The organism is Brenneria alni, from assembly GCF_003666245.1.
GTDB classification, from domain to species: domain Bacteria; phylum Pseudomonadota; class Gammaproteobacteria; order Enterobacterales; family Enterobacteriaceae; genus Brenneria; species Brenneria alni.
Genome location: NZ_MJLZ01000018.1, coordinates 1 through 21,118, shown reverse-complemented (window position 1 = coordinate 21,118; position 21,118 = coordinate 1). Strand labels below are relative to the sequence as shown.

Annotated in this window: 20 protein-coding genes, 3 tRNA genes and 1 other RNA gene; 23 read left to right on the top strand and 1 reads right to left on the bottom strand. The window is 50.4% G+C overall.

Annotation, left to right across the window (positions count from 1 at the left end):
• Window positions 1-376 precede the first annotated feature (376 nt).
• The 23 genes from sdhC (at window position 377) to BIY29_RS09650 (ending at window position 20,361) form a co-directional block, all read left to right on the top strand.
• The gene (gene sdhC / locus BIY29_RS09760) at window positions 377-766 is read left to right on the top strand and encodes a succinate dehydrogenase cytochrome b556 subunit (protein ID WP_121574941.1); all 390 of its coding nucleotides are present in this window, start codon (window positions 377-379) and stop codon (window positions 764-766) included.
• Window positions 760-1,107 carry a succinate dehydrogenase membrane anchor subunit gene (sdhD, locus tag BIY29_RS09755; protein WP_121574940.1) on the top strand — a complete coding sequence of 116 codons (348 nt, stop codon included), beginning with the start codon at window positions 760-762 and terminating at the stop codon, window positions 1,105-1,107. The genes sdhC and sdhD overlap by 7 nt, the downstream gene beginning before the upstream one ends.
• Complete coding sequence (sdhA, locus tag BIY29_RS09750) at window positions 1,107-2,873, top strand: succinate dehydrogenase flavoprotein subunit (protein WP_121574939.1); 1,767 nt, start codon at window positions 1,107-1,109, stop codon at window positions 2,871-2,873. The genes sdhD and sdhA overlap by 1 nt, the downstream gene beginning before the upstream one ends.
• Before the next feature lie 16 nt (window positions 2,874-2,889).
• A complete protein-coding gene (locus BIY29_RS09745) occupies window positions 2,890-3,606 on the top strand; it encodes a succinate dehydrogenase iron-sulfur subunit (RefSeq protein ID WP_121574938.1) in 717 nt (238 codons plus the stop codon).
• A gap of 242 nt (window positions 3,607-3,848) precedes the next feature.
• Complete coding sequence (gene sucA / locus BIY29_RS09740) at window positions 3,849-6,656, top strand: 2-oxoglutarate dehydrogenase E1 component (RefSeq protein WP_121574937.1); 2,808 nt, start codon at window positions 3,849-3,851, stop codon at window positions 6,654-6,656.
• Window positions 6,657-6,671: 15 nt separating this feature from the next.
• Complete coding sequence (gene odhB / locus BIY29_RS09735; RefSeq protein WP_121574936.1) at window positions 6,672-7,898, top strand: 2-oxoglutarate dehydrogenase complex dihydrolipoyllysine-residue succinyltransferase; 1,227 nt, start codon at window positions 6,672-6,674, stop codon at window positions 7,896-7,898.
• A 133-nt stretch (window positions 7,899-8,031) separates the two neighbouring features.
• Window positions 8,032-9,198, top strand: coding sequence for an ADP-forming succinate--CoA ligase subunit beta (gene sucC / locus BIY29_RS09730; RefSeq protein ID WP_121574935.1), 1,167 nt, complete (start codon window positions 8,032-8,034; stop codon window positions 9,196-9,198).
• A complete protein-coding gene (sucD, locus tag BIY29_RS09725; RefSeq protein WP_121574934.1) occupies window positions 9,198-10,070 on the top strand; it encodes a succinate--CoA ligase subunit alpha in 873 nt (290 codons plus the stop codon). Before sucC ends, sucD begins: the two co-directional genes overlap by 1 nt.
• Window positions 10,071-10,795: 725 nt before the next feature.
• Complete coding sequence (gene cydA, locus BIY29_RS09720) at window positions 10,796-12,364, top strand: cytochrome ubiquinol oxidase subunit I (RefSeq protein ID WP_121574933.1); 1,569 nt, start codon at window positions 10,796-10,798, stop codon at window positions 12,362-12,364.
• 13 nt (window positions 12,365-12,377) lie between these two features.
• Window positions 12,378-13,517, top strand: coding sequence for a cytochrome d ubiquinol oxidase subunit II (gene cydB / locus BIY29_RS09715; RefSeq protein ID WP_121574932.1), 1,140 nt, complete (start codon window positions 12,378-12,380; stop codon window positions 13,515-13,517).
• A 16-nt stretch (window positions 13,518-13,533) separates the two neighbouring features.
• A complete protein-coding gene (cydX, locus tag BIY29_RS09710) occupies window positions 13,534-13,650 on the top strand; it encodes a cytochrome bd-I oxidase subunit CydX (RefSeq protein ID WP_121574931.1) in 117 nt (38 codons plus the stop codon).
• Window positions 13,647-13,940, top strand: a complete 294-nt coding sequence (gene ybgE / locus BIY29_RS09705) for a cyd operon protein YbgE (RefSeq protein ID WP_121574930.1) — start codon at window positions 13,647-13,649, stop codon at window positions 13,938-13,940. Before cydX ends, ybgE begins: the two co-directional genes overlap by 4 nt.
• 132 nt (window positions 13,941-14,072) lie before the next feature.
• Complete coding sequence (gene ybgC, locus BIY29_RS09700) at window positions 14,073-14,477, top strand: tol-pal system-associated acyl-CoA thioesterase (RefSeq protein ID WP_121574929.1); 405 nt, start codon at window positions 14,073-14,075, stop codon at window positions 14,475-14,477.
• Complete coding sequence (tolQ, locus tag BIY29_RS09695) at window positions 14,474-15,160, top strand: Tol-Pal system protein TolQ (RefSeq protein ID WP_121574928.1); 687 nt, start codon at window positions 14,474-14,476, stop codon at window positions 15,158-15,160. The genes ybgC and tolQ overlap by 4 nt, the downstream gene beginning before the upstream one ends.
• 12 nt (window positions 15,161-15,172) lie before the next feature.
• Window positions 15,173-15,598 (top strand): colicin uptake protein TolR, encoded by a 426-nt coding sequence (tolR, locus tag BIY29_RS09690; protein WP_121574927.1) that lies wholly within the window; start codon window positions 15,173-15,175, stop codon window positions 15,596-15,598.
• A 64-nt stretch (window positions 15,599-15,662) separates the two neighbouring features.
• On the top strand, window positions 15,663-16,790 hold the full coding sequence (tolA, locus tag BIY29_RS09685) for a cell envelope integrity protein TolA (protein ID WP_121574926.1): 1,128 nt from the start codon (window positions 15,663-15,665) through the stop codon (window positions 16,788-16,790).
• A 263-nt stretch (window positions 16,791-17,053) separates the two neighbouring features.
• Window positions 17,054-18,346: a Tol-Pal system beta propeller repeat protein TolB gene (gene tolB, locus BIY29_RS09680; protein WP_121574925.1), complete on the top strand. Its 1,293-nt coding sequence runs from the start codon at window positions 17,054-17,056 to the stop codon at window positions 18,344-18,346.
• A 41-nt stretch (window positions 18,347-18,387) separates the two neighbouring features.
• Window positions 18,388-18,894, top strand: a complete 507-nt coding sequence (gene pal / locus BIY29_RS09675; RefSeq protein WP_121574924.1) for a peptidoglycan-associated lipoprotein Pal — start codon at window positions 18,388-18,390, stop codon at window positions 18,892-18,894.
• Between the two features lie 9 nt (window positions 18,895-18,903).
• Window positions 18,904-19,677, top strand: coding sequence for a cell division protein CpoB (gene cpoB / locus BIY29_RS09670; protein WP_121574923.1), 774 nt, complete (start codon window positions 18,904-18,906; stop codon window positions 19,675-19,677).
• Window positions 19,678-19,852: 175 nt separating this feature from the next.
• Window positions 19,853-19,993 (top strand) — tRNA-Lys (locus BIY29_RS20205).
• A gap of 35 nt (window positions 19,994-20,028) precedes the next feature.
• Window positions 20,029-20,104: transfer RNA gene (locus tag BIY29_RS09660), tRNA-Lys, on the top strand.
• 15 nt (window positions 20,105-20,119) lie between these two features.
• Window positions 20,120-20,249: non-coding RNA, RtT sRNA (locus BIY29_RS09655), on the top strand.
• A 36-nt stretch (window positions 20,250-20,285) separates the two neighbouring features.
• Window positions 20,286-20,361: transfer RNA gene (locus tag BIY29_RS09650), tRNA-Lys, on the top strand.
• A gap of 573 nt (window positions 20,362-20,934) precedes the next feature.
• Here BIY29_RS09650 and BIY29_RS20390 read toward each other — a convergent pair.
• Window positions 20,935-21,118, bottom strand: a 184-nt coding sequence (locus tag BIY29_RS20390; protein ID WP_205680322.1) for a hypothetical protein, incomplete at its 5' end; no start/stop codon positions are given.

Here is a 21,118-nt window from a genome sequence, read left to right as displayed (position 1 = left end):
GGAAAGAGTAACCGCTGTGCTTTATATCATCATAAGAAATTTAGCGCTGTAGTTGTAATTTAAATGTTGATTTTTTGTCAAAATAGATAATTAGTTATGTATAAATTGTGAAGTTCGTGATCTGAATCACTATTCAAGGGAATAGTTCCCAAACAATTTGTATGGGAATTGTAATGGGAATGTGAAGCACCTATACTTCGGCCAGGTCTCCGGAATACCCTGCAGTAGGAGCACCCAGTATGAATGAATCATGCGCTGTTTAGACACCGGAATGTCGATGTTTCAACGCGTACCGTAGAACCGGTTTCAGGTTTTCGACGTTCATGCTGTCTGACCTCAATTCAGGTCCGGAGGAAGATACAATAATAAAAACTGTGTGGGCGAATCCGTGAAAAAACAAAGACCTGTTAATCTGGATCTGCAAACGATCCAGTTTCCTGTTACTGCGATAGCCTCTATTCTTCACCGCGTCTCTGGCGTTATTACCTTTGTCGCTGTCGGTATTTTACTGTGGCTGTTAGGGCTTTCTCTTTCTTCAGAGGAAGGCTTCTTGCGGGCTGCGGAAATAATGGATGGCTTCATCGCTAAATTTGTCGTTTGGGGCATCCTCACCGCGCTGGCCTATCATATCGTGGGTGGTTTACGTCATCTGATGATGGATTTTGGCTATATAGAAGAAGACCTTGTTGCCGGTAAACGTTCTGCAAACTTCTCTTTTCTTATTACTGTCGTGCTTTCACTTCTGGCTGGAGTCCTCGTATGGTAAGCAATGCTTCTGCGTTAGGACGCAATGGCGTACACGATTGGTTACTGATTCGCGCTTCCGCCATCGTCATCGTGCTGTATGTGATTTATCTGGTTGGATTTGTTATCGCAGCCAATGAATTAACCTATGAAGTCTGGCATGGTTTTTTCGCTATGGCTCTCACCAAAGTATTCACACTACTTACGTTATTTTCCATCCTGGTACATGCATGGATAGGGATGTGGCAAGTGCTGACCGACTACATTAAACCGCTGCCCTTACGCCTGACGTTACAGTTGGCGATTGTGGTTGTGCTGGTGGTGTACGTCATTTATGGATCTATTGTGGTGTGGGGGGCGTAATGAATTTGCCAATCAGAGAATTTGATGCAGTTGTGGTCGGCGCCGGTGGCGCAGGTATGCGCGCCGCGCTGCAAATATCCCAAATGGGCCTCTCCTGCGCCCTGCTATCCAAAGTGTTCCCAACCCGTTCTCATACCGTGTCCGCACAGGGCGGCATCACCGTTGCGCTGGGCAATACCCATGAAGACAACTGGGAATGGCATATGTATGACACCGTGAAAGGTTCCGACTACATCGGCGATCAGGACGCAATTGAATATATGTGTAAAACCGGCCCGGAAGCGGTTCTGGAGCTGGAACATATGGGATTGCCGTTTTCACGTCTGGACGATGGCCGTATTTATCAGCGTCCGTTTGGCGGGCAATCCAGAAATTTTGGCGGCGAACAGGCTGCCCGCACTGCCGCCGCCGCTGACCGTACCGGTCATGCCTTGCTGCATACGCTATACCAGCAGAACCTGAAAAATCACACCACCATCTTCTCCGAATGGTACGCGCTCGATCTGGTGAAAAATCAGGATGGCTCCGTAGTGGGATGCACCGCGATCTGCATCGAAACCGGCGAAGTGGTCTATTTCAAAGCACGGGCCACCGTACTGGCTACCGGCGGCGCGGGCCGTATTTATCAGTCCACCACCAATGCACATATCAATACCGGCGACGGTGTCGGCATGGCGTTGCGTGCCGGCGTGCCGGTACAGGATATGGAAATGTGGCAGTTCCATCCAACGGGTATTGCTGGCGCCGGGGTACTGGTGACTGAAGGTTGTCGAGGCGAAGGGGGTTATCTGCTCAATAAGCACGGCGAGCGTTTTATGGAACGTTACGCGCCGAACGCCAAAGATTTGGCCGGTCGAGACGTGGTGGCTCGCTCTATTATGATCGAAATTCGTGAAGGGCGCGGTTGTGAAGGGCCGTGGGGGCCACATGCCAAACTGAAGCTGGATCATTTGGGTAAAGAGGTGCTGGAATCCCGGCTGCCGGGCATTCTTGAGTTGTCCCGTACTTTTGCCCACGTTGATCCGGTCAAAGAACCGATTCCGGTTATTCCAACCTGTCACTATATGATGGGCGGTATCCCGACCAGAGTCAGCGGTCAGGCGCTGACGGTCAACGAAAAAGGGGAAGATGTGCTGATCCCCGGCCTGTTTGCCGTCGGTGAAATTGCTTGTGTATCGGTTCATGGCGCCAACCGTCTGGGGGGGAATTCCCTGCTCGACCTGGTGGTGTTTGGCCGTGCAGCGGGTATGCATTTGCAGGAATCGCTGGAAGAACAGGGTGTGAGCCGTGACGCTGGCGAGTCGGATATTGAAGCATCGCTCGACCGCCTGAACCGCTGGAACAACACACGCTCTGGTGAAGATCCGATCGAAATCCGTAAAGCGCTGCAAGCCTGTATGCAGAATAATTTCTCGGTATTCCGCGAAGGGGATGCGATGGCGAAAGGTCTGGAAGAGCTGAAAGTGATTCGTGAGCGCCTGAAAAATGCACGACTGGATGATACCTCCACCGAATTCAACACCCAGCGTGTGGAATGTCTGGAGCTGGAGAACCTGATGGAAACCGCTTATGCCACAGCGGTTTCCGCCAATTTCCGTACCGAAAGCCGTGGCGCGCACAGTCGTTTCGACTATCCTGATCGTGATGATGAAAACTGGTTATGTCATTCGTTGTATCTGCCGCAAACCGATAGCATGACGCGCCGTAAGGTGAACATGCAGCCTAAACTACGTGCGGCTTTCCCGCCGAAAGTACGTACTTATTAACTGCGGAGATCAACTGATGAAACTCGAATTTTCTATTTATCGTTATAACCCGGATGTTGATGGTGTTCCGCGGATGCAGGACTACCAGTTGGAGGCGGAAGAGGGGCGTGACATGATGTTGCTGGACGCCCTGATCCTGCTGAAAGAACAGGATCCGACCCTGTCATTCCGCCGTTCATGCCGCGAAGGTGTTTGCGGTTCAGATGGTGTTAACATGAATGGCAAAAATGGCCTGGCCTGCATCACGCCGGTTTCGGTACTGCGACGCGGAAACAGCAAAATTGTCATCCGTCCCCTGCCTGGATTGCCCGTTGTGCGTGATTTGGTAGTGGACATGGGGCAATTCTATGCCCAATATGAGAAAATAAAACCTTACCTGTTGAATAATGGGAAGAATCCGCCGGCCCGTGAGCATCTGCAATCGCCAGAGCAGCGTGCGAAACTGGATGGATTGTACGAATGCATTATGTGTGCCTGCTGTTCAACGTCTTGCCCGTCGTTCTGGTGGAACCCGGACAAGTTTGTCGGCCCTGCTGGCCTGCTGGCCGCATACCGCTTCCTGATTGACAGCCGTGATACGGAAACCACGCCTCGGCTGGACAATCTGGACGATGCTTTCAGCGTATTCCGCTGTCACAGCATTATGAATTGCGTCAGTGTTTGTCCGAAAGGGCTTAACCCGACGCGGGCGATTGGTCACATTAAATCTATGCTGTTGCAGCGTAGTGCGTAACGTAACAGTTGTTAGAGAATACTCCCCCGTGGCGTGATGCTGCGGGGGCTTGTAGGAAACCTTTAAAACCCGGCTTATGCGCCAGAACCGGTTTTTAAAGGTTCCTTAAAAGGTAATGAATACCTTGATAGCGCGTACCCATGTACGACAAGTGAACTGTTTTTACGGCAACCGATTTTATACGGCACGCATGACATGTTGGCCATGGCGAAAACTGAAGCTTATTAGCTTAAGGGATCATAATGCAGAACGGCGCAATGAAGGCCTGGCTGGATTCCTCCTATCTGGCGGGCGCGAACCAGTCCTACATAGAGCAGCTCTATGAAGATTTTTTAACTGATCCGGATTCTATCGATCTTAGCTGGCGCTCGATCTTCCAGCAGTTGCCTACGGCTGGGATCAAACCGGATCAACTCCACTCTAAAACACGTGAATATTTTCGCCGTCTGGCGAAAGATTCTTCACGTCATACTTCGTCGATTACCGATCCTGATAGTGATGCAAAACAGGTTAAGGTGTTGCAGCTTATCAACGCCTTCCGTTTCCGTGGTCACCAGCAGGCTAATCTTGATCCTTTGAATTTGCGTCCTCAAATTCCGGTGCCCGAACTGGATCTCGATTATCACAATCTGACGCAGGATGATTTGCAGGAAACCTTTAACGTGGGGTCGTTTGCCATCGGCAAGGACACCATGCAACTGGGGGAACTGTATCAGGCACTGAAACAGACCTATTGCGGGCCGATCGGGGCGGAATATATGCACATCACCAATACGGAAGAAAAACGCTGGATCCAGCACCGTATTGAGTCCGTGGTGGGGCAGCCCTCTTTCAGCGCCGATGAGAAAAAACTTTTTCTGAAAGAGCTGACTGCAGCGGAAGGTCTGGAGCGTTACCTCGGTGCCAAGTTCCCCGGCGCCAAACGTTTCTCGCTGGAGGGGGGCGATGTATTAGTGCCGATGTTGAAAGAGATGGTTCGTCATGCGGGTAAAAATGGTACGCGTGAAGTGGTGCTGGGCATGGCGCACCGTGGCCGTCTGAATGTGCTGATTAACGTGGTGGGGAAAAAACCGCAGGATTTGTTTGATGAATTCTCCGGCAAGCATAAAGAGCACCTGGGAACCGGTGATGTAAAATACCATCAGGGATTTTCCTCTGATCTGGAGACGGAAGGCGGGCTGGTGCATCTGGCGTTGGCGTTCAACCCCTCTCACCTGGAAATTGTCAGCCCGGTGGTGACCGGGTCGGTGCGCGCCCGGTTAGACCGACTGGATAATCCGGTCGGTACGCTGGTTTTGCCGGTCACCATTCATGGGGATGCGGCTATCAGCGGGCAGGGTGTGGTGCAGGAAACGCTGAATATGTCCAAGGTGCGCGGTTATGAAGTGGGCGGAACATTACGTATTGTCATTAATAACCGCATCGGTTTTACCACTTCTAACCTGCTGGATATCCGCTCCACGGAATATTGTACGGATATCGGTAAAATGGTGCAGGCTCCCATTTTCCACGTTAATTCAGACGATCCGGAAGCTGTGGCGTTTGTTACCCGTATTGCACTGGATTTTCGTAACACCTTTAAGCGTGACGTATTTATCGATCTGATTTGCTACCGTCGGCACGGTCATAACGAGGCCGATGAGCCGAGCGCTACCCAGCCAATGATGTACCAGAAAATCAAAAAGCACCCGACGCCGCGCAAAGTGTATGCGGATCGGCTGGAACAGCAACAGGTGGTGACGCTGGAAGATGCCACCGAGATGGTCAATCTGTACCGCGACGCCCTGGATGGCGGAGAGTGCGTGGTGGAAGAGTGGCGTGAGATGGACATGCAGACTTTCACCTGGTCGCCCTACCTGAATCATGAGTGGGACGAACCCTATCCGCATAAAGTCGAGATGAAGCGTTTGCAGGAACTCGCCAAACGAATCAGTGAGATCCCGGAAGCGATAGAAATGCAGCCGCGGGTAGCCAAGGTTTATCACGATCGGGCGGCAATGGCGAACGGCGATAAGCCGTTTGACTGGGGCGGAGCGGAAATGCTGTCCTATGCTACGCTGGTTGATGAAGGGATTTCGGTTCGCCTGTCGGGTGAGGACACTGCCCGTGGCACCTTCTTCCACCGCCACGCCGTGGTGCATAATCAGAAAAATGGTTCAGGTTATACGCCGCTGGAACATGTGCATAATGCGCAGGGCGAGTTCAAAGTATGGGATTCCGTGCTTTCTGAAGAAGCGGTACTGGCGTTTGAATATGGCTATGCAACGGCAGAGCCTCGCACCCTGACTATCTGGGAAGCGCAGTTTGGCGACTTCGCTAACGGTGCGCAGGTGGTCATCGACCAGTTCATCAGCTCCGGTGAGCAGAAGTGGGGCCGGATGTGCGGGCTGGTCATGCTGTTGCCGCACGGATACGAAGGACAAGGGCCTGAGCACTCATCGGCCCGGCTCGAACGCTATCTGCAATTGTGTGCCGAACAGAATATGCAGGTGTGTATTCCGTCCACTCCCGCACAGGTTTACCACATGCTTCGCAGGCAGGCGTTGCGCGGTATGCGTCGTCCATTGATCGTTATGTCGCCGAAATCGCTGTTGCGTCATCCGCTGGCTGTTTCCTCTCTGGATGATCTGGCTAACGGTCAATTCCTGCCAGCGATTGGTGAAGTTGACGACCTGGATCCCAAAGCGGTGAAACGCGTCGTGCTCTGTTCCGGCAAGGTTTACTATGATCTATTGGAGCAGCGTCGTAAGAATGATCAGAAAGATGTGGCGGTGGTGCGTATCGAACAACTTTACCCCTTCCCGCATCAGGCGGTGCAGGCCGTTCTGGAGCCGTTCTCTCAGGTGCATGATTTTGTGTGGTGTCAGGAAGAGCCGCTGAACCAGGGGGCCTGGTATTGCAGCCAGCACCATTTACGTGAAATCATTCCATTTGGGGCCTCTTTACGTTACGCCGGGCGTCCAGCTTCCGCTTCACCCGCAGTTGGCTATTTGTCCGTACACCAGAAACAGCAGCAAGCTCTGGTTAATGATGCGCTGAACGTTGATTAAATAAAAGGATAGATAATGAGTAGCGTAGATATTCTCGTCCCTGACCTGCCTGAATCGGTAGCTGATGCAACTGTCGCTACCTGGCATAAGAAACCGGGCGATAGCGTCCAGCGTGATGAAGTGCTGGTCGAAATTGAAACCGATAAAGTCATACTGGAAGTACCTGCGCCTGAAGCCGGTATTCTGGATGCGATTCTGGAAGATGAAGGGGCCACAGTGACGGCCCGTCAGGTGCTGGCCCGCCTTCGTCCAGGCGACAGCTCCGGTAAAGAAACCAGCGAGAAGTCTCAAAATAGAGAATCCACACCGGCGCAGCGCCATACGGCGGCGCTGGAAGAAGGGAATAACGATGCGCTCAGTCCGGCGATCCGCCGCCTGATTGCCGAGCATGACCTGGATGCTTCTGCCATTAAAGGCAGTGGCGTCGGGGGGCGCATCACCCGTGAAGATGTTGACAAACATCTGTCCGCGCAGAAGAAAGACGTTATGAAAGAAGATAAACCGGCAGCGCCGTCCGCCCCGTCCGCCCCGGCGTTAGGTGGACGCAGTGAAAAACGCGTACCAATGACGCGCCTGCGTAAACGGGTAGCGGAACGTCTGTTGGAAGCGAAAAACAGCACCGCCATGCTGACGACGTTCAATGAAGTCAACATGCAGCCCATTATGGATCTGCGCAAGCAGTACGGTGAAGTGTTCGAGAAGCGCCACGGTATCCGTTTAGGCTTTATGTCTTTCTATCTCAAGGCGGTGGTTGAAGCGTTGAAACGCTTCCCGGAAGTTAATGCCTCCATCGATGGCGAAGACGTGGTTTACCACAACTATTTCGATGTCAGCATTGCGGTATCCACGCCTCGTGGCCTGGTTACCCCGGTGCTGCGTGATGTTGATATGCTGGGTATGGCCGATATCGAGAAGAAGATCAAAGATCTGGCGGTAAAAGGTCGTGATGGCAAGTTGACGGTTGAAGAACTGACGGGCGGTAATTTCACCATTACCAACGGCGGTGTCTTTGGTTCACTCATGTCTACCCCGATCATTAACCCGCCGCAAAGCGCTATTCTTGGTATGCACGCGATTAAAGATCGTCCGATGGCGGTGGATGGTCAGGTCGTCATTCTGCCAATGATGTATCTGGCGCTGTCCTACGATCACCGCTTGATTGATGGACGTGAATCCGTAAGTTTCCTGGTAACGATAAAAGAGTTGCTGGAAGATCCAACACGTCTGCTGCTGGATGTCTGATCCAACCGGGCGGCGAGTCATAGCATACTTGCCGCCCTCCGCATATGTGCTGTGCAGACCGTTCAGTTTGCGGCATTCTAAAAAATATAAGAGAGTCATTGACTTATCTATAAACTTAGACGGATAGAACATCATGAATCTACATGAGTATCAGGCAAAACAACTATTTGCTCGATATGGGTTACCGGCCCCCGTCGGTTATGCCTGTACTACGCCGCGCGAAGCGGAAGAAGCAGCATCGAAAATTGGCGCTGGCCCGTGGGTGGTTAAATGTCAGGTTCACGCCGGTGGCCGTGGTAAAGCAGGCGGTGTAAAAGTTGTTGGTAATAAAGAAGATATCCGTGCGTTTGCTGAAAGTTGGCTGGGTAAAAATCTGATCACGTATCAAACCGACGCACTGGGGCAACCCGTTCATCAGATTCTGGTGGAAGCGGCGACCGATATTGATAAAGAACTCTATCTGGGAGCCGTTGTCGACCGTGGCAGCCGTCGTGTGGTGTTCATGGCGTCAACGGAGGGCGGCGTAGAGATTGAAAAAGTCGCTGAGGAAACCCCGGAGCTGATTTATAAAGCCGCGCTGGATCCGCTGACCGGGCCGCAGCCGTATCAGGGGCGCGAACTGGCCTTTAAATTAGGCTTAAGCGGTAAGCAGGTCGCGCAGTTCACCAAAATTTTCATGGGCCTGGCAACCATGTTCCTGGAGCGCGATTTGGCGCTGGTGGAAATCAACCCGCTGGTTATCACCAAACAGGGCGATTTGATTTGTCTGGACGGTAAGTTGGCGGCTGACGGCAACGCATTGTTCCGTCAACCTGAGCTGCGTGAAATGCGTGACCCAAGTCAGGAAGATTCCCGTGAAGCACATGCCGCTCAGTGGGAACTCAACTATGTGGCATTGGACGGCAACATTGGTTGTATGGTGAATGGCGCCGGTCTGGCAATGGGTACGATGGACATCGTCAAGTTGCACGGCGGAACGCCGGCCAACTTCCTTGATGTGGGGGGCGGCGCAACCAAAGAGCGTGTGACAGAGGCGTTCAAAATCATCCTTTCTGATGACAAAGTCAAAGCCGTATTGGTCAATATCTTCGGTGGTATCGTGCGTTGCGATTTGATCGCTGACGGTATTATCGGCGCTGTCGCTGAAGTGGGTGTTAACGTACCGGTAGTGGTTCGTCTGGAAGGGAACAACGCAGAATTGGGCGCCAGGAAGCTGGCGGACAGCGGCCTGAATATTATTGCTGCGACCAGCCTGACGGATGCGGCACAGCAAGTTGTTGCAGCCACGGGGGATAAATAATGTCCATTCTGATCGATAAAAATACCAAAGTTATCTGCCAGGGTTTTACCGGCAGTCAGGGGACATTCCACTCAGAGCAAGCGCTTGCTTACGGTACACAGATGGTGGGTGGCGTAACGCCGGGTAAAGGCGGTACTGAACATCTGGGGCTGCCGGTGTTTAATACCGTGCGCGAAGCCATTGATGCAACCGGTGCGACTTCATCGGTTATCTACGTACCCGCCCCCTTTTGCAAAGATTCAATTCTGGAAGCCATTGATGCCGGTATTGAATTGATTATTTGTATTACCGAAGGCATTCCGACGCTGGACATGCTGACAGTCAAGGTGAAGCTGGAGCAGAGCGGTGTACGGATGATCGGCCCGAACTGCCCAGGAGTCATTACGCCCGGTGAGTGTAAGATAGGCATTATGCCGGGCCACATCCATCTGCCGGGCAAAGTGGGGATCGTTTCCCGTTCCGGCACCCTGACTTATGAAGCAGTAAAACAGACCACCGATATCGGCCTGGGGCAATCCAGCTGTGTGGGTATCGGCGGTGATCCCATCCCCGGCGCTAACTTCATTGATATTCTGGCTCTTTTTGAGCAGGATCCGCAGACTGAAGCGATTGTTATGATCGGTGAGATAGGCGGTACGGCTGAAGAAGAGGCCGCTGCCTACATCAAAGATCACGTGACTAAACCCGTCGTCAGCTACATTGCGGGCGTAACCGCACCTAAAGGTAAGCGTATGGGACATGCCGGGGCGATTATCGCCGGTGGTAAAGGCACTGCCGATGATAAGTTTGCTGCTTTGGAAGCTGCCGGTGTAAAAACGGTACGCAGTCTGGCTGACATCGGCGAGGCGGTAAAAGCGGTGCTTTCCCGCTGATGCGAAAATAACACGATTTAACGTTCGACATGTTTGGCCACCGTTGCGTGGCCTTTTTTTGTAGAGAAAAATAAATGTATTCAGCCAGTTCTAATGTGTAATGGTTGTTGTTAATTTTCCATAACAACATACCAACAATAAAAATACTTCATTATCGTCTATAAAACAGAGTGCATTATCCAAAAAGGAGGAAGAGTGGTGAACACCATTCAGGATGAATTTTCACTATTAAAGTAAAAAATATATTACCGAATTAATTTTAATTTAAACTATAAATCTACATTGCATTAACAATGTGTATGAATGTGAAATTAACATAAACTGGCATTAACAAAAAAATAGTTAATTTGTTTTAGATCAAAATCTGTCTATGGATATATTTCAAGAAATACGATTAAATTGAGCCAGGTCAATTATTGACGGCGTTGAATTTATTGGGAAGTTGATTTGAAACCAAAAACCCAAGCTGAGTCACGTAAAAACCTATTTATTGTGGGGGATTACAGGCGTAATATACCGATACGTTGTCTTAGGATACGGTAGTTGTAAAAGTTGTGATTTTTCTTTGGCTTGCTGTTGGATTCGCCGGGTTATATATCGGCGTTTGTTAAAGCCTGCGCTGAAGCAATTTATTGTTGTGTTCTTTTGGGTGTTTACTGACGGGTGTTTAGTGGCTTGTTAGGTTCTGCAAGCTAAAACCTTCCTGCGAGGAGCAAGGAGTCAAGATGTTTGATATAGTCGAACTGTCGCGCTTACAGTTTGCCTTAACCGCAATGTACCATTTTCTATTCGTGCCATTAACGCTGGGGATGGCGTTTTTGCTGGCGATTATGGAAACGGTATATGTGCTGTCAGGCAAACAAATCTACAAAGATATGACCAAATTCTGGGGCAAGTTATTTGCAATTAACTTTGCCCTGGGCGTTGCCACCGGGCTGACGATGGAGTTCCAGTTTGGCACCAACTGGTCATATTTCTCGCATTATGTCGGGGATATTTTTGGTGCTCCGCTGGCCATCGAAGGCCTGATGGCGTTCTTCCTTGAATCCACCTTTGTTGGCCTGTTCTTTTTCGGCTGGGATCGTTTGGGCAAAGTTCAGCACATGGCGGTTACCTGGCTGGTCGCACTGGGCTCCAACTTCTCTGCGCTGTGGATTCTGGTGGCAAATGGCTGGATGCAAAACCCTGTCGCCTCTGATTTCAACTTTGAAACCATGCGTATGGAAATGGTGAGCTTTGCCGATCTGGTGTTGAACCCGGTTGCGCAGGTGAAATTCGTTCACACTGTTGCAGCGGGCTATACCACTGGCGCCATGTTCATTCTGGGGATCAGTTCCTACTACCTGCTGAAAGGCCGCGATATTGCTTTCGCCAAGCGTTCTTTCGCCATTGCAGCGAGTTTCGGCCTGGCTTCTGTTCTGTCCGTTATCGTACTGGGTGATGAATCAGGCTATGAACTGGGCGATGTGCAGAAAACCAAACTGGCCGCCATTGAAGCCGAATGGGAAACCCAGCCGGCACCGGCTTCCTTTACGCTGATTGGTTTGCCTAATCAGGATAATATGGAAAACAACTATGCCATCCGCATCCCTTATATTCTGGGCTTAATTGTCACGCGCTCTACCGATAAACAAGTGACCGGCCTGAAAGAGCTGATGGAAATGCATCAGGTGCGTATCCGTAACGGTATGAAGGCCTATCAGTTGCTGGAAGAACTCCGTGCCGGCAACACCGATCCTGCGGTTAAAGAGGCATTTAACCAGTCCAAACAGGATTTGGGATACGGTCTGCTGCTGAAACGTTATACGCCGAAGGTTTCTGATGCGACCGAAGCGCAAATTCAGCAGGCGACGAAGGATTCCATTCCACGCGTTGCACCGCTGTATTTCTCTTTCCGCATCATGGTGGCGTGCGGTGTATTGATGTTGCTGATCATTGGTCTCTCTTTCTGGACGGTGCTGCGTGGAAAAATCGGCGAGAAAAAATGGCTGCTCCGTGCCGCGTTGTACGGTATCCCTCTGCCGTGGATTGCCGTAGAAGCGGGTTGGTTCGTTGCCGAGTATGGCCGTCAACCCTGGGCTATCGGTGAAATACTACCGACGGCGGTCGCCACTTCATCACTGACCGCAGGGGATATCCTGTTCTCTATGGCGCTGATTTGTGGTCTGTATACGCTATTCCTGATCGCAGAAATGTATCTGATGTTCAAATACGCACGCCTGGGGCCAAGCAGCCTGAAAACAGGGCGTTACCACTTTGAACAGCCCATAGCGGTCGCGCAGGAAGCACGGTAAACAGGAGTCCACTATGTTTGAATATGAAGTATTGCGTTTTATCTGGTGGCTGTTGATCGGCGTTCTGCTGATTGGTTTTGCCATCACCGATGGTTTTGACATGGGGGTAGGTGTGTTGGTTCGGCTGATGGGCCGGGGCGATACCGAGCGCCGTGTGATGATCAACAGTATTGCTCCGCACTGGGATGGAAATCAGGTGTGGCTGATTACGGCTGGCGGCGCGCTGTTTGCCGCCTGGCCGATGGTCTATGCCGCCGCGTTTTCCGGTTTTTATATTGCGATGATCCTGGTGTTGGCATCACTGTTCTTCCGCCCTGTCGGTTTTGACTATCGCTCAAAAATCGAAAATCCACGCTGGCGTGGTATGTGGGACTGGGGCATCTTCATCGGTAGCTTTGTTCCGCCGGTAGTGATTGGCGTGGCCTTTGGTAACCTGTTACAGGGCGTGCCATTCCATGTCGATGAATATCTGCGCCTGTACTATACCGGTAACTTCTTCCAGCTTCTGAACCCGTTTGGGTTGCTAACCGGTGTGGTCAGTCTGACGATGATTGTGGCGCAGGGGGCAACTTATCTGATGATGCGCACGACTGGCGATCTGCACGTGCGCGCCAAGTCTGCTGCACAGATTTCGGCTCTGATAATGATGGTGACTTTCGCACTGGCTGGTGTCTGGGTGGTTTACGGCATTGATGGTTATGTCGTGACTTCGGTTATGAATACGGCGGCTGAGTCTAACCCGCTGCATAAAGAAGTTGCGCATCAGGCGGGCGCCTGGTTGATTAACTTCAACAATCATCCTGTGCTGTGGGCGATTCCGTTATTGGGCGTGGTATTACCCGTGCTGACTATCATTATGGCCCGGATGGAGAAAGGCGCGTGTGCGTTCCTGTTCTCTTCATTGACCATCGCGTGCGTGATTCTGACAGCGGGAGTAGCGATGTTCCCCTTCATTATGCCGTCGGTCACCGTGCCAAACGTCAGCCTGACCATGTGGGATGCGACCTCAAGCCTGTTGACACTGAAAGTGATGACAGTGGTTGCGATTATCTTCGTCCCGATTGTGCTTTCTTATACCGCGTGGTGTTACTACAAAATGTTCGGACGGATTACCAAAGAACAGATTGAGCAAAACACCCATTCGATGTACTAAGTAAGGAGCTTAATTTATGTGGTATTTTGCCTGGATACTCGGAACGCTTCTTGCTTGTTCACTGGGGATTATTACCGCCCTGGCGCTTGAGCAGAGCGAGGCAAGTAGCGCGACTGAAGATAAAACTCAATGAGTGATCTGGTCGATAAGCTGTATCGCCTGATGGATAAGAGCCCGCTCCGGGCTCTTTCCCTTATCATGGCGCTGGCGGCGGCAGGATGTGTTTTCTGGGATCCAACTCGCTTTGCGGCAAGAACCAGCGAATTATCGATATGGCAGGGGCTGTTGCTGATTTGGGCCGTTTGCACCGGGGTTGTACATGGCGTTGGTTTCTGCCCTCAACGGCTGCTCTGGCGCGCTTTTTTCAGCCCTCTTCCTGCTTTTGTGATCCTGGCCCTCGGTTTGTATTACTTCTTCAGCTAGAATGCCGTCTATTCCATTTGGTTATGGGTTGCCTGCAACCCATAATTATTTTCTTTCCGCTGTTGCAATCCATTCCAAACCTCAATTCTCTTGCGTATAGTAACAATGTTTATTGCATTTCCGGGATGTAGAGTGAGTAATACGTTGTTCCGCTGGCCAGTTCGGGTCTACTTTGAAGACACTGATGCAGGTGGTATTGTTTATCACGCACGTTATGTCGCCTTTTATGAACGGGCGAGAACAGAAATGTTACGTGAACACAATTTTCACCAGCAAGCCTTAATGAATGAACATGTTGCTTTCGCTGTTCGCCGAATGACGGTGGAGTATCTTGCCCCGGCGCGCCTTGACGATCTGTTGGAGGTGCAAAGCGAAATCATTTCGATACGTGGCGCTTCTCTGACTTTCTCACAGCGCATTCTAAATTCACATGACAGCTTATTGAGCCATGCTAACGTTTTGATCGCATGTATCGATCCACATCAAATGAAGCCAATCGCGCTTCCTAAGTCTATTGTCGCGGAGTTTAAGCAGTGACTGACATGAACATTCTTGATTTGTTCCTGAAGGCAAGCCTTCTGGTCAAACTAATCATGCTGATTTTAATCTGTTTTTCCATTGCTTCCTGGGCGATCATCATCCAGCGTACCCGAATTCTGAATTCGGCCACGCGGGATGCCGAAGCGTTCGAAGATAAATTTTGGTCAGGTATTGAGCTGTCTCGTCTGTATCAGGAAAGCCAGACCCGTCGTGATAGCCTGACCGGGACAGAACAAATCTTCTATTCCGGTTTCAAAGAATTTGCTCGTTTGCATCGCGCCAACAGCCATGCGCCAGAAGCGGTGGTGGAAGGGGCATCACGGGCGATGCGTATTTCTATGAATCGTGAGCTGGAAACGTTGGAGACGCATATCCCGTTTTTGGGAACGGTTGGCTCCATCAGCCCTTATATCGGCCTGTTTGGTACTGTTTGGGGGATTATGCACGCGTTCATCGCCTTAGGCGCGGTGAAACAGGCAACGCTGCAAATGGTTGCGCCGGGTATCGCTGAAGCCCTGATTGCAACGGCTATTGGTCTGTTCGCGGCGATCCCTGCGGTTATGGCGTATAACCGCCTTAATCAGCGGGTGAACAAGCTGGAGCAGAACTACGACAACTTTATGGAAGAGTTCATCGCCATTCTGCATCGTCAGGCGTTCTCCAGCGATAACAGCAAATAATCAGGGGGGATCATGGCACGAGTACGCAGAGGCCGTCGTGAACTGAAATCCGAGATCAACATTGTTCCATTGCTGGACGTGCTATTAGTGCTGCTGCTGATTTTCATGGCAACGGCACCTATTATCACGCAGAGCGTTGAAGTTGATTTACCGGATGCCACGGATTCAAAGACAGTTTCCAGTAATGATAATCCTCCGGTGATCGTCGAAGTGTCAGGCGTAGGTCAATATAGCCTGGTGATTGAACAGAACCGGATGGAACAGCTTCCGGCGGAACAGATTGTTGCTGAAGCTCAGGCACGTCTGGCTGCAAATCCTAAAGCGGTGTTTTTGATTGGCGGCGCAAAAGATGTTCCTTATGATGAAATCATTAAAGCACTGAACCTGTTGCATCAGGCCGGAGTCAAATCCGTGGGGCTAATGACACAACCGATCTGAATGAGCGAATCAGCGTAATGATCGTTGGGCATATTGTTGGCAATACTGTTTTTGGGAATCGATTGTGCTAAAGGCAACCGAACAAAACGATAAGCTGAAACGCGCCGTTATTATTTCGGCTGTTCTGCATGTCATACTGATTGCTTTGCTGATCTGGAGTTCATTCACGCAAACGATGGATGCCAGTGGCGGCGGTGGCGGCTCATCAATCGATGCCGTCATGGTCGATCCAAGTGCTGTTGCCGAGCAATATAATCGTCAGCAACAGCAACAAATTGATGCGAAGCGTTCAGAGGAATTGCGTAAAAGGCAGGCGGAGCAACAGGCCGAAGAATTACAGCAGAAACAGGCGGCGGAACAGCAGCGGCTGAAAGAGTTAGAAAAAGAACGTTTACAGGCACAGGAAGAGGCTAAACAGCAGGCGCAGGAACAGGCTCAACAACGTAAGCAGGCAGAAGAGGCTGCGCAACAGGCGAAAGAACAGCAGAAACAGGCCGAAGCGGCGGCGGCTAAAGCGAAGGCCGAAGCAGAGCAACAGGCGAAAGCCGCGGCAGATGCGAAGAAAAAAGCCGAAGAAGAGATGCAGAAGCAAGCCCAGGCCGCTGCCGCCGCGAAGAAACAAGCGGAAGACGAGGCAAAGGCGAAAGCTGCTGAAGCAGCGAAACAGGCTGAGGCGGCAAAACAAAAAGCGGCCGCGCAAGCGGCTAAACAAAAAGCAGAAGCTGAGGCCGCTAAGAAAGCGGAAGCTGCCGCCGTTGCTAAAAAAGCAGCGGATGATAAAAAGAAAGCGGCTGCACAAGCGGCTAAACAGGACAACGCAGTTGATGATTTACTGGGCGGGTTGGCATCATCAAAAAATGCGCCCAAGTCAGGTGGTGGTGCGCCAGCAGGTGCAGGAAACAGTAAGACAAGCGGCGCATCAGGCGCGGCGCTTGATAGCTATGGTAGTCAGGTGCGGTCGGCGATCCAAAGCAAATTTTATGACTGGCAGCTCTATAAAGGGCGCACCTGCACATTACGTATTAAACTTGCGCCAGATGGCTTGCTGATTGATGTTAATGCTGAAGGTGGCGATCCTGCTTTATGCCAGGCCGCGATCGCCGCAGCGAAACAGGCCAGAATTCCGAAGCCGCCAAGTTCGGATGTGTATGAGGCGTTCAAAAATGCACCGATAGACTTTAAACCGCAGTAACCGGGTTGTTTACCGATATAGGTTTAAGATTATTACTATGGTAAATGAACCAGGTTATGGTGTTTCGTTGACATTGGTTTGTTTTTGTTAAAATTCTGCTATAGCCAATATATTTCGAGGTGCAGGAAGGCGGCAACCGAATGAATCCCCATGAGCTTACATTAGTAAGTGACTGGGGTGAGAGAGGGCAGCCAACACACCTGCAGCTTGAAAGATGAAGGGTATATTTATCGCAGACGCTGCGTCTGGATATGGGAGATTAAATGAAGCAGGTATTTAAAGTCGCATTAAGTTTTTTAATGCTGTGGACAGCAGTGCTGCACGCAGAAGTCCGTATTGAGATTACTCAAGGGGTAGACTCTGCACGCCCGATTGGCGTCGTGCCGTTTAAATGGGTGGGACCCGGTGCAGCGCCTGAAGATATCGCTGGTATTGTGGGCGCTGATTTACGTAACAGTGGTAAGTTTAACCCCATTGATGCCAGCCGTATGCCTCAGCAGCCTGCCACCGCATCCGAAGTGACGTCCGCCGCCTGGACGGCTCTCGGTATTGATGCCGTGGTTATCGGTCAGGTACAACCCAGTGCGGATGGAAGCTATGTTATTTCTTACCAACTGGTTGATACTTCAGGTAATCCAGGGAGCGTATTGGCGCAGAACCAGTTCAAAGTGACGAAACAATGGTTGCGTTATGCCGCACATACCGCCAGTGATGAAGTTTTTGAAAAATTGAGCGGCATCAAAGGCGCATTCCGTACCCGTATCGCCTACGTTGTGCAAACGAATGGCGGCCAGTTCCCCTATGAGCTGCGCGTAGCAGACTATGATGGTTATAACCAGTTTGTGGTTCACCGTTCTCCGGAACCACTGATGTCTCCAGCCTGGTCACCGGATGGTAGCAAACTGGCCTATGTGACCTTTGAAAGCGGACGTTCAGCACTGGTTATCCAGACGTTGGCGAATGGCGCTATCAGACAAGTTGCATCATTCCCTCGTCATAACGGCGCGCCTTCGTTTTCACCGGATGGCAGCAAACTGGCGTTTGCGTTGTCTAAGAGCGGTAGCCTGAACCTGTATGTGATGAATCTGGGTTCAGGTCAAATTAGTCAGGTAACAGATGGACGTAGCAACAACACTGAACCTAGCTGGTTCCCGGACAGCCAGACCCTGGCTTATACTTCGGATCAGGCTGGACGTCCTCAGGTTTATAAAACGAATGTGAATGGTGGTTCGCCTCAACGTCTGACTTGGGAAGGTGCCCAAAATCAGGATTCTGAAGTGAGCGCTGATGGTAAATTTCTGGTAATGGTGGGATCCAATAGTGGAGTTCAGCATATTGCCAAACAGGATCTGGTAACGGGCGCCGTGCAAGTATTAACGGACACGTTCCTGGACGAAACGCCAAGTATCGCGCCTAATGGCACCATGGTGATCTACAGCTCCAAACAAGGGTTGGGTTCCGTGTTACAGCTGGTTTCGACAGATGGGCGTTTCAAAGCGCGTCTTCCGGCGACGGATGGACAGGTTAAATTCCCTGCCTGGTCGCCGTATCTATAAGTGCAGATATGTACAATAAACTATTTAAAGGACATAACGAGATGCAATTTAATAAAGTGCTGAAAGGCCTAATGTTGGCTCTGCCGGTACTGGCAGTTGCCGCATGTAGTTCTAATAAAAATGCGGATAGCGACCAATCTTCCATTGGTGCTGGCAGCAACGGTATGGAAAACGGCAACATGTCTTCTTCCGAGCAGGCTCGTCTGCAAATGCAGGAATTACAGCGTAACAATATCGTTTACTTCGATCTGGACAAGTACGATATTCGCTCTGATTTTGCTCAAATGTTGGACTCGCACGCGGCATTCCTGCGTAGTAACCCGTCTTACAAAGTGACTATCGAAGGTCATGCGGATGAACGTGGTACGCCGGAATACAACATTGCTCTGGGTGAACGTCGTGCTAACGCGGTACAAATGTACCTGCAAGGTAAAGGCGTTTCTTCTGATCAAATCTCTATCGTATCTTACGGTAAAGAAAAACCTGCCGTTCTGGGCCATGACGAAGCGGCGTATGCCAAAAACCGTCGTGCCGTTCTGGTATATTAAGAGAATCGCATGAGCAGTAACTTCAGACGTCGCTTGTTGGGTCTGTCGTTATTGGTTGGCGTAGCGGCCCCCTGGGCCGCTACTGTCCAGGCTGCGCCAATCAGTAATGTCGGCTCTGGCTCGGTAGAAGATCGGGTCACTCAATTGGAGCGTATTTCCAACGCTCACAGTCAGCTATTAACTCAACTTCAGCAACAGCTTTCCGATACGCAGCGTGATATCGATAATTTGCGCGGTCAGATTCAGGAAAGTCAGTACCAGTTGAATCAGGTTGTTGAGCGTCAAAAACAGATCTATCAGCAAATTGATGGATTGAGTTCACCGTCCTCGTCAGCAACGGCAACGCAGAGTGAGCCTGCTGCTGATACCGGGGCTGAGAATAGTAATAGCGCATCATCGGCCAGCACTGGTGATGCAAACAGTGATTACAATGCGGCGGTTGCCTTGATACTGGAGAAAAAACAGTACGATCAGGCTATTAGCGCATTGCAGGGATTCGTCAAGAAATACCCGGATTCAACGTATCAACCCAATGCCAATTACTGGCTTGGGCAGTTGAATTACAACAAGGGTAAGAAAGATGATGCCGCCTACTACTTTGCTAATGTAGTAAAGAACTACCCTAAATCACCTAAAAGTGCGGAAGCCTTGCTGAAGGTTGGGGTGATCATGCAGGAAAAAGGAGAGGCTGACAAAGCCAAAGCCGTTTACCAGCAGGTCGTCAAAATGTATCCCAATACTGAAAGCGCGAAGCTGGCTCAAAAACGCCTATCTGCGTCATGATCCCTTTTCTTCAGACATAAAAGTTGCTCTTTATGGGCAATTTTTGTGCCTGAACGTCTTAAGAATAAGCAGTCAAACTGTTTTTATGGAAAATAGGTTGCGCTGAAAATTTAAATTAGTAATATATGCCGCCGTTGCCAAGGCAAGAACGAAACGCTAAAGCAGCATGAAATTTGGGTCGTTAACTCAGGCGGTGAGCAGTTGACTTTTAATCAATTGGTCGCAGGTTCGAGCCGAGCGAAGCGAGACAGCAACGCGTCAGCGTTGACCCCGAAGGGGCGAGGCCGCAGGCCGAGTAATCCTGCACGACCCACCAATTTCAGCAGTAAGTTTTCAGCAGTTCCGCTTTGCGGGTCGTTAGCTCAGTCGGTAGAGCAGTTGACTTTTAATCAATTGGTCGCAGGTTCGAATCCTGCACGACCCACCAATTTCAAGTTTGAAAATGGGTTTTGAATCGTAAAGGATGAGAACCGTAAGGTTCGACAAAATCGAGTAATCGATTTTGAACAACGCGTCAGCGTTGACCCCGAAGGGGCGAGGCCGCAGGCCGAGTAACCCTGCACGACCCACCAATTTCAGCAGTAAGTTTTTCAGTAGTTCCGCTTTGCGGGTCGTTAGCTCAGTCGGTAGAGCAGTTGACTTTTAATCAATTGGTCGCAGGTTCGAATCCTGCACGACCCACCAACATACATTCTTGGGACGTCTCATCGCGTCCGGGGAAGTAAAAAAACCGTATCACTGTCAATAGGATACGGTTTTTTTTCGTCTGTATGCGCCCTTCCGGATCGGAGTAAATGGGCCTATGAATGGGCCTATGTCTCCGACGGTGGGAATTCCGCAGGCCCATTTTGAGTGCGGGCTGAAAAATGCTCCAGAAAACAGAATATTGCGCTGCTCCATCACTGTCATTTTCCGCTGATATATAAGGAGTGATTTTATGGCTATTCTTACCCGTCCGTTATCTGCCGCACAAGTCCAGAAAGCAAAACCCGCCGATAAAGGTTACGAACTGTTTGTTCGTCAGAACCAGTGGTAAAAAACGCTATAAACGCCCTGGTTCGACTGCCAGAACCACCGATGCCAACTCGACCCGTGCTGCGTATAACCCTTCAACCTACTTGGCACAGCGTGTTGAGATGATGACTGTATTCTGTTAACGGCGGTATGAGAGGTTTTTTGGGGCATAGTTTCAGTCTGTTACTGATAGGAAAAACCATTCATTTTTTTATAATTAATCGGCTCCATGGTTTTATGTCATCAATTTGTCATGTAAATAACTAAAATTTTCAGAACAAGTGCGCATTTGGGGCAACTTCTTGCCCGGCTTTTAGCATAAATCACTTTTCGGGCAATGTTTGCAAACGATCTGGGAAGTCTGGGCAATTTTTTGCCTGAATTTGACTTAAGGAAAATTTGACTTAGGTATTTTTGTTTATAAAAC

Bases quoted from the DNA above. Each gene is read 5' to 3' on its own strand.
- sucC (WP_121574935.1), top strand. From the start codon at position 8,032: ATGAATCTACATGAGTATCAGGCAAAACAACTATTTGCTCGATATGGG.
- tolB (WP_121574925.1), top strand. From the start codon at position 17,054: ATGAAGCAGGTATTTAAAGTCGCATTAAGTTTTTTAATGCTGTGGACA.
- tolR (WP_121574927.1), top strand. From the start codon at position 15,173: ATGGCACGAGTACGCAGAGGCCGTCGTGAACTGAAATCCGAGATCAAC.
- cydA (WP_121574933.1), top strand. From the start codon at position 10,796: ATGTTTGATATAGTCGAACTGTCGCGCTTACAGTTTGCCTTAACCGCA.
- ybgE (WP_121574930.1), top strand. From the start codon at position 13,647: ATGAGTGATCTGGTCGATAAGCTGTATCGCCTGATGGATAAGAGCCCG.
- sdhD (WP_121574940.1), top strand. From the start codon at position 760: ATGGTAAGCAATGCTTCTGCGTTAGGACGCAATGGCGTACACGATTGG.
- odhB (WP_121574936.1), top strand. From the start codon at position 6,672: ATGAGTAGCGTAGATATTCTCGTCCCTGACCTGCCTGAATCGGTAGCT.
- cpoB (WP_121574923.1), top strand. From the start codon at position 18,904: ATGAGCAGTAACTTCAGACGTCGCTTGTTGGGTCTGTCGTTATTGGTT.
- sdhA (WP_121574939.1), top strand. From the start codon at position 1,107: ATGAATTTGCCAATCAGAGAATTTGATGCAGTTGTGGTCGGCGCCGGT.
- sucA (WP_121574937.1), top strand. From the start codon at position 3,849: ATGCAGAACGGCGCAATGAAGGCCTGGCTGGATTCCTCCTATCTGGCG.
- cydB (WP_121574932.1), top strand. From the start codon at position 12,378: ATGTTTGAATATGAAGTATTGCGTTTTATCTGGTGGCTGTTGATCGGC.
- sucD (WP_121574934.1), top strand. From the start codon at position 9,198: ATGTCCATTCTGATCGATAAAAATACCAAAGTTATCTGCCAGGGTTTT.
- pal (WP_121574924.1), top strand. From the start codon at position 18,388: ATGCAATTTAATAAAGTGCTGAAAGGCCTAATGTTGGCTCTGCCGGTA.
- BIY29_RS09745 (WP_121574938.1), top strand. From the start codon at position 2,890: ATGAAACTCGAATTTTCTATTTATCGTTATAACCCGGATGTTGATGGT.
- cydX (WP_121574931.1), top strand. From the start codon at position 13,534: ATGTGGTATTTTGCCTGGATACTCGGAACGCTTCTTGCTTGTTCACTG.